Origin of the sequence: Microbacterium sp. NPDC080005 (assembly GCF_040702445.1) — a bacterium.
Lineage (GTDB): Bacteria > Actinomycetota > Actinomycetes > Actinomycetales > Microbacteriaceae > Microbacterium > Microbacterium oleivorans_D.
In genome coordinates, this window is record NZ_JBFBLD010000001.1 from 1,268,278 (window position 1) to 1,280,268 (window position 11,991).

General features: G+C 69.9%; 14 protein-coding genes and 1 pseudogene. 11 read left to right on the plus strand and 4 right to left on the minus strand.

Going from position 1 to position 11,991, the window contains the following annotated elements:
• Positions 1-33 precede the first annotated feature (33 nt).
• Both serB and AB0259_RS06190 read left to right on the plus strand, forming a co-directional pair.
• Positions 34-669, plus strand: coding sequence for a phosphoserine phosphatase SerB (serB, locus tag AB0259_RS06185; protein WP_251580558.1), 636 nt, complete (start codon positions 34-36; stop codon positions 667-669).
• 44 nt (positions 670-713) lie between these two features.
• Entirely contained in the window at positions 714-1,397 is a 684-nt protein-coding gene (locus AB0259_RS06190) for an alpha/beta hydrolase (protein ID WP_251580557.1), read from the plus strand.
• 6 nt (positions 1,398-1,403) lie between these two features.
• On the opposite strand, the gene fabG is transcribed toward AB0259_RS06190, so the two are convergent.
• Positions 1,404-2,114, minus strand: a complete 711-nt coding sequence (gene fabG / locus AB0259_RS06195) for a 3-oxoacyl-ACP reductase FabG (RefSeq protein ID WP_251580556.1) — start codon at positions 2,112-2,114, stop codon at positions 1,404-1,406.
• Between the two features lie 92 nt (positions 2,115-2,206).
• Here fabG and AB0259_RS06200 point away from each other — a divergent pair, with 92 nt between their 5' ends.
• The 4 genes and pseudogenes from AB0259_RS06200 (at position 2,207) to AB0259_RS06215 (ending at position 4,124) form a co-directional block, all read left to right on the plus strand.
• Positions 2,207-2,725, plus strand: a complete 519-nt coding sequence (locus AB0259_RS06200) for a DUF4190 domain-containing protein (protein WP_366220034.1) — start codon at positions 2,207-2,209, stop codon at positions 2,723-2,725.
• 60 nt (positions 2,726-2,785) lie between these two features.
• A pseudogene (locus AB0259_RS06205) lies at positions 2,786-3,097 on the plus strand (DUF3099 domain-containing protein); the annotation flags it as partial.
• On the plus strand, positions 3,094-3,297 hold the full coding sequence (locus AB0259_RS06210; protein ID WP_251580553.1) for a hypothetical protein: 204 nt from the start codon (positions 3,094-3,096) through the stop codon (positions 3,295-3,297). The pseudogene AB0259_RS06205 and the gene AB0259_RS06210, both read left to right, overlap by 4 nt.
• Positions 3,294-4,124 (plus strand): SURF1 family protein, encoded by an 831-nt coding sequence (locus AB0259_RS06215; protein ID WP_366220029.1) that lies wholly within the window; start codon positions 3,294-3,296, stop codon positions 4,122-4,124. The genes AB0259_RS06210 and AB0259_RS06215 overlap by 4 nt, the downstream gene beginning before the upstream one ends.
• Positions 4,125-4,145: 21 nt before the next feature.
• On the opposite strand, the gene abc-f is transcribed toward AB0259_RS06215, so the two are convergent.
• Complete coding sequence (gene abc-f, locus AB0259_RS06220; RefSeq protein WP_308222251.1) at positions 4,146-5,744, minus strand: ribosomal protection-like ABC-F family protein; 1,599 nt, start codon at positions 5,742-5,744, stop codon at positions 4,146-4,148.
• Positions 5,745-5,911: 167 nt separating this feature from the next.
• Here abc-f and AB0259_RS06225 point away from each other — a divergent pair, with 167 nt between their 5' ends.
• The 5 genes from AB0259_RS06225 to AB0259_RS06245 are packed head-to-tail and all read left to right on the plus strand — an operon-like array spanning position 5,912 to position 10,810.
• Positions 5,912-6,958, plus strand: a complete 1,047-nt coding sequence (locus AB0259_RS06225; RefSeq protein ID WP_366220028.1) for an iron-siderophore ABC transporter substrate-binding protein — start codon at positions 5,912-5,914, stop codon at positions 6,956-6,958.
• Between the two features lie 25 nt (positions 6,959-6,983).
• A complete protein-coding gene (locus AB0259_RS06230) occupies positions 6,984-8,033 on the plus strand; it encodes an iron ABC transporter permease (protein WP_366220027.1) in 1,050 nt (349 codons plus the stop codon).
• Positions 8,030-9,079: an iron chelate uptake ABC transporter family permease subunit gene (locus AB0259_RS06235; protein WP_366220026.1), complete on the plus strand. Its 1,050-nt coding sequence runs from the start codon at positions 8,030-8,032 to the stop codon at positions 9,077-9,079. The genes AB0259_RS06230 and AB0259_RS06235 overlap by 4 nt, the downstream gene beginning before the upstream one ends.
• Entirely contained in the window at positions 9,076-9,885 is an 810-nt protein-coding gene (locus AB0259_RS06240) for an ABC transporter ATP-binding protein (RefSeq protein WP_366220025.1), read from the plus strand. Before AB0259_RS06235 ends, AB0259_RS06240 begins: the two co-directional genes overlap by 4 nt.
• Before the next feature lie 19 nt (positions 9,886-9,904).
• Positions 9,905-10,810, plus strand: a complete 906-nt coding sequence (locus AB0259_RS06245; protein WP_251580547.1) for a siderophore-interacting protein — start codon at positions 9,905-9,907, stop codon at positions 10,808-10,810.
• 61 nt (positions 10,811-10,871) lie between these two features.
• Here AB0259_RS06245 and AB0259_RS06250 read toward each other — a convergent pair whose 3' ends face one another.
• On the minus strand, positions 10,872-11,201 hold the full coding sequence (locus AB0259_RS06250) for a metal-sulfur cluster assembly factor (protein ID WP_064002279.1): 330 nt from the start codon (positions 11,199-11,201) through the stop codon (positions 10,872-10,874).
• 9 nt (positions 11,202-11,210) lie between these two features.
• On the minus strand, positions 11,211-11,981 hold the full coding sequence (gene sufC, locus AB0259_RS06255; RefSeq protein ID WP_366220024.1) for a Fe-S cluster assembly ATPase SufC: 771 nt from the start codon (positions 11,979-11,981) through the stop codon (positions 11,211-11,213).
• Positions 11,982-11,991 lie beyond the last annotated feature (10 nt).

Here is an 11,991-nt window from a genome sequence, read left to right on the forward strand (position 1 = left end):
CGCCGCGGGCGACGGAGCCGATAGCGTTGTCGGGTGCCTGATGCCCGGTTCCTCGTCGTGTTCGACGCCGATTCCACGATCATCCGCAACGAGGTCATCGAGCTGATCGCGGACGAGGCGGGCCGCGGCGCGGAGGTCGCCGCCGCGACGGAGGCCGCCATGCGCGGCGAGGTGGACTTCGCGTCGAGTCTGCGCTCCCGCGTCAGTGAACTCGCAGGCGTCCCGGTCGCCTCCTTCGAGCGCGTCCTGTCCCGGATCGAGCCGACTCCCGGCGTCCGCGAACTCATCGCCGCGATCCACCAGCGCGGGGGCATCGCTGCGGTGGTCTCGGGAGGATTCCACGAGATCCTCGATACCGTCGCTCCTTCGCTCGGCGTCGACGTCTGGCGGGCCAACCGGCTGGTGTCCGCGGACGGCGTCCTGACCGGTGTCGTCGACGGTCCGATCGTGGACGCGGCGGGCAAAGCGGAAGCCCTGCGGGAGTGGGCGCTGTCCGCCGGCGTCAACCTCTCGGCGACCATCGCCGTCGGCGACGGGGCCAACGACCTCCTGATGATGGATGCCGCCGGTCTGGGGATCGCCTTCAACGCGAAGCCGGCGGTTCGCCGCCGTGCCGACCTCGTCGTGGACCCGGTCGATCTCGGCGAGCTCATCCCGCTCCTGCCCTGAGACAGCCCCGACGGGATGTCGGCGACCGCGAGTAGCGTGCGGGCATGGACATCATCCTCATCCCCGGACTCTGGTTGACCGCGTCATCGTGGGACGACGTCGTCCCTGCCCTGCGGCAAGCGGGGCACCTGCCGCATCCGCTCACGATGCCCGGGGTGGGCGTCGCTGATTCCGATGCCCGCCTCTCCGACTGGGTCGACGCGGTCGTCGACGAGATCGACCGCGTCGACGGCCCCGTCGTGCTCGTGGGTCACAGCGGCGGCGGGAACGTCGCGTGGGGCGCCGCCGAGCGCCGCGCCGACCGGGTGAGCCGCGTCGTGTTCGTCGACACGACGCCTCCCCCGCCCGGAGCGGACATCTCGGAGTTCCCTCTCGTGGACGGCGTCATCCCCTTCCCGGGGTGGGACTTCTTCGACGAGGAGGACGTCGCGGACCTCGACGACGCGACGCGTCGGCGCACCGCGCCGCTCACGGCGTCCGTCCCCGCGAGGGTGCCGACCGACGCACTCGCGCTCGAGGGCACCGACCGGCACCGCATACCGGTCACGATGCTCATGGGATCGATGGACGAGGCGACATTCCGCCAGGTCGTGACGCAGTGGGGCGCGTTCGCCGCCGAGTTCGCCGCGATCGAGGATGCCGAGGTCGTCCGGATCGGTACCGGGCACTGGCCGCAGTTCTCGGCCCCGGCGGAACTGGCGCGACGGATCATCGACGCCGTGCGCTGACGCCGGTCAGTGCCCCATGCCGAGACCGCCGTCGACGGGGATGACGGCACCGGAGATGTAGGCGGCGTCCTCGGACGCCAGCCACACCACGGCGGCGGCGACCTCATCGGCGGCGCCGAAGCGTGCGGCGGGGATGTTCTTCTTGTACTCGGCCTGGGTGTCCTCGGGCAGCGCCGCCGTCATGTCCGTCTCGATGAAGCCGGGGGCGACCACGTTGGCCGTGATGCCGCGTGATCCCAGCTCGCGCGTGAGCGACCGGGCGAAGCCGACCAGCGCGCTCTTCGAGGAGGAGTAGTTGATCTGTCCGGCCGAGCCGTAGAGGCCGACCACCGAGGAGATGAGGATGACGCGGCCCCACTTGGCCCGCAGCATCCCTTTCGCGGCGCGCTTGACGACCCGGAAGGCACCGCCGAGGTTGGTCGAGACGACGGTGTCGAAATCGTCCTCGGTCATCCGCAGGAGCAGGGTGTCCTTCGTGATGCCCGCGTTCGCGACGACGACGCCCACGGGCCCGAGCTGCTGCTCGACCTCGGTGTACGCCGCGTCGAGCGAGGCCGCATCGGTGACGTCGGCGCGGACGGTCAGCGTCCCCTCGGGTCCCTCGCCCGACCGTGCCGTGACGGCCACTGTGTAGCCTTCCGAGACGAATCGTTCGGCGATCGCGCGGCCGATGCCGCGGTTGCCTCCGGTGACGAGGACGACGCGCTCGTGGGACATGCTTCTCCTTGCTCCGAGCCGGGTGAACCGCACCAGCCTAGCGGCGTGTACGGCGGGTAGGCTGGGGGTCAACCCGCCTGAAGGAGACGGACGTGACCGACGCCACGAACACCCCGCCGCAGCCCTCCGACGTGCCGCCGGCACCGCCCGCGCCGAGCGATGCCTACCCGCCCGCACCGCCCTACTCGCCGCCGTCAGCTCAGGCCCAGCCCGCCTTCGGCGAGCAGCAGCCGGGCTACCCCCAGCCCTACGCACAGCCGTCGTACGGCCAGCAGTACGGTCAGCCCGCCTATGGACAGCAGCCCTACGGTCAGGCGGCCTACGGCTACGCGCCGGCGCGGCCCAACAACGTCCTTGCGATCATCTCGCTCGTCGCCTCGATCGCAGGCCTGACGCTCGTCCCCTTCATCGGCTCGATCGCAGGTGTCATCACCGGACACATGTCTCTCAAGCAGCTCAAGACCTCCGGCGAGAACGGCCGCGGCATGGCCCTTGCCGGCACGATCATCGGATGGATCGGATCGGGATTCTGGCTGCTCCTCATCCTGATCTGGGTGATCGCCGCGATCGCCTTCGCCGCCGCCGTCCCATCGATGGTCCAGTACTCCTAGGAGCCCCCCACGTCCCGCCGCACCAAGCACGACGCCGCGCAGTCGGCGACTTCCCTCGCCACGGCGCCGGAAGTCGACGCCCGCTCGCGCACCCGCCGCTACGTCATCATGATGACGGTGCGTGTCGCCTGCTTCATCCTCATGGTGACGGTCACCCCGTACGGCTGGCAGACCTGGATCTTCGCCGCCGGCGCTGCCGTGCTGCCCTACCTCGCGGTGGTGGTGGCGAACGTGGGCAACGGCGACGAGGTCGTCGTGGCCGAGCGACCCTCGCGCGAGATCGATGCGGGGCCGACGGCAGCCACGACTCCGACGGAGCCCGACGACAAGGTGATCAGGATCCAGGAGAGCCCGCCCCGGGAGGAGCGATGAACAGCCCGCAGTGCTCGCGCGCGGGATGCCGTGCCGACGCGCAGTGGCAGGTCGTCTGGCGGAACCCCCGCATCCATTCCGCGGACCGTCGCAAGGTGTGGACGGCCTGCGCCGACCACGTCGGATTCCTGCGCGACTACCTCGCCTCGCGCAGCTTCCCCGTCGAGGTCTTCGCGCTCGACACCGCCGACGCGTCGTGAACCGCGAGACCGCGCTGCGTTGGAGCGGCTACGTCGCGATGGCCGTCGTCTTCGCCATCGCCTGCGCGTTCCTGTCGAACTGGCAGTTCTCGCGGAACGCGGAACGGGATGCCGAGCTCACGCTCGTCGCGGACAACTACGCACGCCAGCCGGTCGCCCTGGCGGACCTCATCCCGCTCGGGCAGGGCTTCGTCCCCGCCGATGAGTGGCGACCCGTCGAGATCCGCGGGCAGTACCTGACGGACCAGACCCTGTTGGTGCGCAACCGTCCGCACGGCGGCACGAGCGCCTTCGAGGTGCTGGTGCCGTTCCGGGCGGACGACGGCCGCGTCGTCCTCGTCAACCGCGGCTGGGTGCCGCCCGGCGACGACCGTCCCGAACCGGACGCCGTCCCCGCGCCCCCGGCGGGTGAGGTCACTGTGACCGGTCGCCTGCAAGCGGGCGAGCGGCCGGTGCGCGAAGGACGCTCCGCGCCCGAGGGCCAGGTCGCCACGATCGATCTCGCCCTGATCGCGCAGATGACCGGGCAGACGGGTGAGATGCTCGACTCCGCCTACGTCCTCATGGCGCAGGAGACGCCGGCACCGGCCGAACGTCCGCAGGCACTCGAGGATCCGTCGGCGGATCCCGGCCCCTACCTCTCCTACGCGATCCAGTGGATCCTCTTCGCGGTCATGGGGTTCGCCTTCATCTGGTACATGATCCGCACCGAGATCCGGCATCGTCGCGAGGATGATCGGGACGGCGGGCGCGCGACATCGCGGAGACCGCCGCGCCGCCGCGACCGCGACATGGAGGCCGAGGACGAGCTCCTCGACGCGCGCTGATCCGCGAGGACCGGAGGGCCGTCAGGCCAGCGTGATGAGGTCGATGTAGTCGCGTCCCCAGATGTCCTCGACACCGTCGGGGAGGATCAGCACACGCTCCGGGTTCAAGGCCTCGACAGCGCCCTCGTCGTGCGAGACGAGGACGACCGCGCCCTCGTAGTGCGCCAGCGCCCCGAGGATCTCTTCACGGGATGCGGGGTCCAGGTTGTTGGTCGGCTCGTCGAGCAGCAGCATGTTTGCCGACGACACGACGAGCGTCGCCAACGACAGTCGCGTCTTCTCGCCGCCCGAGAGGACGCCGGCCGGCTTGAGCACGTCGTCGCCCGTGAACAGGAACGACCCCAGGACCTTGCGCGCCTCGGTGGCGGTGATGTCCGGCGCCGCCGACATCATGTTGTCCAGGACGGAACGGCTGACGTCGAGGTTCTCGTGCTCCTGCGCGTAGTAGCCGATCTTGAGCCCGTGGCCGGGCTCGATGATCCCGGTGTCCGCCTTGTCGACGCCGGCGAGGATGCGCAGGAGGGTCGTCTTGCCGGCGCCGTTGAGCCCCAGTACCACGACGCGGGATCCTCGGTCGATCGCGAGGTCGACACCCGCGAAGATCTCCAGCGAACCGTAGGACTTCGAGAGATTCTTGGCCATGAGCGGCGTCTTGCCGCAGGGCGCGGGCTTGGGGAAGCGCAGCTTCGCGACGCGGTCCTCCTGCCGGACGTCGTCGAGACCGGCGAGCAGCTTCTCGGCGCGAGCCACCATCTGGTGCGCCGCGGCGGCCTTGCTCGCCTTCGCACCGAAGCGCGCCGCCTGCTGCTGGAGGGCCGTCGCCTTCTTCTCGGCGTTGGCGCGCTCCTTGCGACGGCGCTCCTCGTCTGCGGCGCGCTGACGCAGATAGTTCTTCCAGTTCATGTTGTAGACGTCGATGACCTGTCGCATCGCGTCGAGGTAGAACACGCGGTTTACGGTCTCGCCCACGAGGTCGATGTCGTGGCTGATGACGATCAGTCCGCCCTTGTACCCCTTCAGGAACTCGCGCAGCCACACGACGCTGTCGGCGTCGAGGTGGTTGGTCGGCTCGTCGAGGATCATCGTCTGCGCGTCGGAGAAGAGGATGCGGGCGAGTTCGATTCGGCGTCGCTGGCCACCCGAGAGCGTCTTCAACGGCTGGTCGAGAATGCGGTCGGGCAGCGAGAGGTTGTGGGCGATGGACGCCGCCTCCGCCTCGGCCGCGTACCCGCCGAGGGCTTCGAAGCGCTCGGTCAGCGAGGCGTACTTGCGCATCGCCCGGTCGGCGGTCGCGGCATCCGTCGACGCCATCTGCTCGGCGGTCTCCCGCATGCCGATGACGAGCGAACCGAGACCGCGGGCGTCGAGGATGCGGGTCCGAGCGAGCATCTCGGGATCACCGGAGCGGGGATCCTGCGGGAGGTAGCCGAGCTCGCCGCTGCGGTCGACCTTGCCCTCGGCGGGGAGCAGGTCGCCGGCGAGGACCTTCGTCAGGGTCGTCTTCCCGGCGCCGTTGCGGCCGACGAGACCGATCTTGTCGCCCGGTGAGACGCGGAAGGCGACGTCGGACATGAGGGTGCGCGCACCGACGCGGATCTCGAGATCGTGCACGGCGAGCACAGCAGACGTCCGTTCTTCCTGGGGAGGCGGCCGAGTGGCCAAACCCCCAGTATACGGCGCGGAGCAACGACCACCGGCCCCGCCCCGGGAGCGGTTCCCGGTTTCCACTCGCCCGGCGAATCGTTGTAAGGTTAGGCGACCCTAATCACCTCTCCCAGGAGACCTCTGTGCCTCGCATCCGCACTGCGCTCGTCCTCGCCGCAGCATCCGCCCTCCTCCTCACCGGCTGCGCCACCACGGCTGCCACCCCCGCCGGCACCACGTCTTCCGGCGGTGCCGCTGCGGCAGACGACGCCTTCCCCGTGACGATCACCCACGCGTTCGGTGAGACCACGATCGAGGGCAAGCCGGAGCGGGTCGCGACGGTGTCCTGGGCCAACCAGGAGGCCGCGCTCGCCCTGGGCGTCGTCCCCGTCGGCATGCCGGCCGTCACGTGGGGCGACGACGACGGCGACGGCATCCTCCCCTGGGTCGAGGACAAGCTCGAGGAGATGGGGGCCGACACCCCCGTGCTCTTCGACGAGGCGGACGGCTTCGACTACGAGGCGATCGCCGACACGGCGCCTGATGTCATCCTCGCCGCCTACTCGGGGATGAACCAGGAGGAGTACGACACGCTGAGCAAGATCGCGCCTGTCGTCGCCTACCCCGACGTCGCGTGGGGCACCACCTGGCAGGAGCTCACCGAGATCAACGGAACGGCTCTCGGAATGAAGGATGAGGCCGAGACCCTCGTCGACGACCTCACCACCCAGCTGGGCGAGCTCACCGCCGCACAGCCCGACATCGCGGGCAAGAGCGTGATGTTCAGCTCGTTCGACGCGACCAACCTCGCCGAGATCGGCTTCTACTCCCTCGAGGACCCGCGCCAGCTGTTCCTGCAGGACCTCGGCATGGAGCCCGCGTCGACGGTCGTCGAGCAGTCCGAGGACACCGACCAGTTCTGGATCACCAACAGCACCGAGGAGATCGAGCGCTTCAGCGACCTCGACGTGCTGGTGACCTACGGCGACGACACCACCCTCGCCACGATGCAGGCCGACCCGCTGCTGTCGCGGATCCCCGCGGTAGCCGACGGTTCCGTCGTCGTCCTCCCGCTCGCCAACGCGCCGCTCTCCGCCGCCGCGAACCCGAGCCCGCTGTCGATCCCGGCCTCGCTGACGGCCGACTACGTCGACCTCATCGGCGAGGCCGCCGCCAAGGTCTCCGACTGATCCGGACCGGCTCGCCGCTCTCACCATGACCGCTCTCGCTCCCGCACCCGCCGCCGCCACGACCGCGTCCCTCCGACGCCGGTCGGGGCGGCGGCGGGTGCTGTGGGTGCTGGTCCTGGTGATCGCGGTCGCCGTCATCTGCGTCCTGTCGGTCACCTTCGGTAACCGGACGGTGGACGCGTCGCAGATCATCGCGGGACTCACCGGGGATCTGACGACGACGGATGCCGCCGCCGTGGCACGCCGGGTGCCGCGCACCATCCTGGCCCTGCTGGTCGGCGCGTCGCTCGCCGTCGCGGGCACCGTCATGCAGGGCGTCACCCGCAACCCGTTGGCCGATCCGCAGATCCTCGGGATCAACGGTGGGGCATCCCTCGCCGTCGTCACGGGCCTGGCGTTCTTCGGGGTGACAAGCGCCTTCGGGTACATCTGGCTCGCCATGCTCGGCGCGGCATTGGCAGCGTTGTTCGTCTACACCATCGGGTCGCTGGGTCGTGGCGGCGCGAGCCCTCTCAAGCTCGCCCTGGCGGGAGCCGCCACGGCGGTGGCGGTCACGTCGCTCATCAGCGCGATCCTGCTTCCCCGCATCGACGTGATGAGCGTCTTCCGGTTCTGGCAGATCGGCGGCGTGGGCGGCGCGACGACGCAGAACATCCTGCTCGTGCTCCCATTCCTGGCGGTCGGCATGGTCATCTGCATCGCCTCCGCGGCCGCGCTGAACGCCCTTGCGCTCGGCGACGACCTCGCGACCGGCCTCGGGCAGAAGGTCCGGACGGCGCGCCTGCTGTCGGCGCTCGGCGCCGTGATCCTCTGCGGCGCGGCGACGGCCGTCGCCGGCCCGATCGGATTCGTGGGACTGATCGTGCCGCACGTGTGCCGCCTGCTCGTCGGCCCCGACCACCGGTGGCTGCTCCCCGTCTCGGCCCTCGTCGGCGCCGGACTCCTCACGGTCGCGGACGTCGTCGGTCGCGTCATCGCACGACCGCAGGAGGTCGAAGTCGGCGTCGTGACCGCGCTGATCGGCGCCCCGTTCTTCATCGCCATCGTCCGCCGACAGAAGATGCGCGCGCTGTGACCGCCCTCGCGCCCGCTCAGACGACGCTCTCCGCCGTGAGCGCCGGTCGGGCCCGGCGTGCGCGCCGGCGGATCCTGGTGACCGGCGGTCTCCTCGTCGCCGTGCTCGCGACGTACCTCATCTCACTCATGGTCGGCCAGACCTTCTACACGCCCGCGGAGGTCTGGGCGGTGATGACGGGACAGACCGTCCCCGGCGCGTCCTTCACCGTCGGCGAGCTGCGGTTGCCCCGGTCGACGGTCGCCCTTCTGACGGGTCTCTGCTTCGGCATGGGCGGCGCCGTCTTCCAGACACTGCTGCGCAACCCGCTGGCCAGCCCCGACATCATCGGGATCAACGCGGGCGCGAGCGCGGCGGCCGTCGTGGGCATCGTCTTCCTCTCGCTCTCGGGCACGGCCGTCTCGGTCCTCGCCACCGTCGCGGCCATCGCGACGGCACTGACGATCTACCTCCTGGCGTTCAAGGACGGCGGTTCCGGGGCGCGTTTCATCCTGATCGGCATCGGCGTGGCGGCCATCTTCAACAGCATCGTCGCCTACGTGCTCTCCCGCGCGGCGGAGTGGGATCTGCAGGCGGCGATGCGGTGGATCACCGGGAGCCTGAACAGCGCCTCGTGGAACGAGGTTCTCCCGCTGTCGGTGGCGATGATCGTCGTCGTGCCGATCGTGCTCTGGCTCACCCGCGACCTCGAGCTGATGAGGCTCGGGGACGATGCGGCATCGGCCCTGGGCGTGCCGGTCGAGAGGCGGCGCATCCTGCTCATCGTCGGCGCCGTCGTGCTTCTCGCGTTCGCGACGGCCGCCGTCGGTCCCATCTCCTTCGTGGCCTTCCTCTCCGGACCCATCGCCGCACGGATGCTCGGACCGGTGGGTTCGCCGGTGCTGGTCGCCGGCTTGTTCGGCTCGTTCCTCGTGCTCGTCGCCGACCTCGCCGGGCAGTACCTGCTCGGGATGCGTCTGCCGGTCGGCGTCGTGACCGGCGTCCTCGGTGCGCCGTACCTCATCTTCCTTCTCATCCGCAGCAGCCGCTCGGGAGGCTCCCTATGACCGCGGACCGCACCCTCCACGCCTCCGGTGTGAAGCTCGCCTACGGCGACCGCCTCATCGTCGACGACCTCGACCTCGTCGTCCCGCCCGGTCGGATCACGGCGATCGTCGGGGCGAACGCGTGCGGGAAGTCCACCCTGCTCAAGTCCATGGCGCGACTTCTGACGCCCCGCGCCGGCCAGGTGCTCCTGGACGGCAAGGACATCCACAAGCTGCCGACGAGGCAGGTGGCGCGTGAGCTCGGACTCCTCCCCCAATCCCCCATCGCGCCGGAGGGGATTGCCGTCTCCGATCTCGTCGGTCGCGGACGGACCCCGCACCACGGCCCGTTGTCGCGGTGGAGCCGCGCGGATGACGAGGCCGTCGCGGCCGCCCTGGACGCGACGGACACCGCCGCCCTGGCGGACCGAGCGGTGGACGAACTCTCGGGCGGCCAACGGCAGCGGGTCTGGATCGCCATGGCACTGGCACAGCAGACCGACGTGCTCCTCCTCGACGAACCGACGACGTTCCTGGACGTCAGCCACCAGGTCGACGTCCTCGACCTGCTGACCGATCTGAACCGGCGCTCCGGGACCACGATCGTGATGGTCCTGCATGACCTCAACCTCGCGGCGCGGTACGCCGATCACCTCGTCGCGATGGCCGGTGGGCGTCTCTACGCCGCCGGAGACCCGGGCGAGATCCTGACCGCCGAGACCGTCAAGGACGTCTTCGGCATGGACAGCCGCGTCATCCCCGACCCGCTCACCGGACGCCCGATGGTCCTCCCCATCGGTCGCCACCACGTCCCCGCCGGCGTCTGACCGCTTGAAAGCCGAGACCATGTCCCTCAGCACGATGAACTTCTTCCGCGCCCCCGTCGCGGCGGTCACCGACCTGACGCCCAGCTTCCGCCGGTTCACGTTCCGCGACGACGCGCTGGGCGCGTACGGCGACCCCGGCTTCGATCAGCGGGTCAAGATCATGTTCCCGACGCCGACCGCGTCGTTGGAATCGATGCCGACGGATGCCGACTGGTACGACCGCTGGCGTGCCATGCCCGAGGCGGAGCGCCCGGTCATGCGGACGTACACGACGCGGGCGGTGCGCGGCGCCGTTCGCGAGGTCGACATCGACATGGTCGCGCACGATGTGCTCGGTCCGGCATCCGCTTGGATCGCCGACGCCGAGGTCGGGGACGAGGTGCTGATCCTGGCTCCCACCACCGAGCACAGCGGTGTCAGCTACGGCATCGACTTCGTACCGCCGGCCAAGACGGACGCGATCCTGCTCGCCGGGGATGAGACCGCCGCCCCGGCGATCGCGCGGATCCTCGAGCAGCTCCCCGCCGATGCGCGCGGTGTCGTCGTCCTCGAGCTCCCCCACCCGAGCGACGCGGCCTATGTGCCCTCGCACCCCGGCTTCGAGCTGATCATCGAGGCTCGGGGCGGCGAGGACCGCCGGCACACGCACCTCATCTCCGCCGTCGCCGACGTCGCGCGGCGCCTCGCTCCGGGCGGGATCGGAGCCGAGGTCGAGGAGATCGACGTCGACCACGACATCCTGTGGGAGGTCCCGCGCACCGCCAAGGGAGGGGCGGCCCTCAAGAGCGCCCCCCTCTACGCCTGGCTCGCAGGCGAGGCATCCGCCATCAAGGCACTCCGCCGACACCTCGTGAGCGAAGTCGGCGTCGACCGTCGCGCCGTCGCGTTCATGGGCTACTGGCGTCTCGGCCGCTCGGAGAACTGACCCCCGGGCACGCGAAAGGGGCGGTGCGACGTGGTCGCACCGCCCCTTTCGCGGATTCGGGTCAGATCGAGAAGCCGAGCGCGCGCATCATGTCGCGACCGTCGTCCGTGATCCGCTCAGGACCCCACGGCGGCATCCACACCCAGTTGATCCGGAACCGGTCCACGACACCGTCGAGCGCCTGTCCGGTCTGCTCCTCGAGCACATCGGTGAGCGGGCAGCCTGCGGAGGTCAGGGTCATGTGGATGACGAGGGCGTCGTTCTCGTCATCCCAGCCGAGGTCGTAGATGAGGCCGAGGTCGACGACGTTGACCCCCAGCTCGGGGTCCATGACGTCCTTGAGCGCCTCGGTGACCTCGTCGTACTTCTCGGGTGCGAGCGTCTCGGTCATGCGACGATCCTAGGCCTGCTCGCCGCCGACCGGGGCGAGGAAACGGTCGTAACCCTCGTCCTCCAGTCGTGCTGCGAGCTCCGGGCCGCCCTCTTCCGCGACGCGACCGTTCACGAGCACGTGGACGAAGTCGGGCTGGATGTAACGGAGGATGCGGGTGTAGTGCGTGATGAGCAGTACACCCATGTCGCTCTGCTCCTTGGCGCGGTTGACGCCCTCGGAGACGATCTTGAGCGCGTCGACGTCGAGGCCGGAGTCGGTCTCGTCGAGGACGGCGAGCTTCGGCTTCAGGAGCTCGAGCTGGAGGATCTCGTGACGCTTCTTCTCACCGCCGGAGAAGCCCTCGTTCACGTTGCGGGCCGCGAACTTCGGGTCCATCCGCAGGTTCTGCATCGCCTGCTTGACGTCCTTGGTCCACGCGCGGATCGAGGGCGCCTCGCCGTCGACGGCCGTCTTTGCGGTGCGGAGGAAGTTGGTGACGGTCACACCGGGGATCTCGACGGGGTACTGCATCGCGAGGAACAGTCCCGCACGGGCGCGCTCGTCGACGGACATCGCGAGGACGTCCTCGCCGTCGAGCGTGATGGTGCCGGCGGTGACGGTGTACTTCGGGTGACCGGCGATCGTGTACGCGAGTGTCGACTTGCCGGAGCCGTTCGGGCCCATGATGGCGTGCGTCTCACCGGTGCGGACGGTGAGCGTCACACCGTTGAGGATCGGGGTCTCGCCGGCTTCCGTCTCGACCGTCACGTGGAGGTCGCGGATCTCGAGGACAGACATGTCAGCTTCT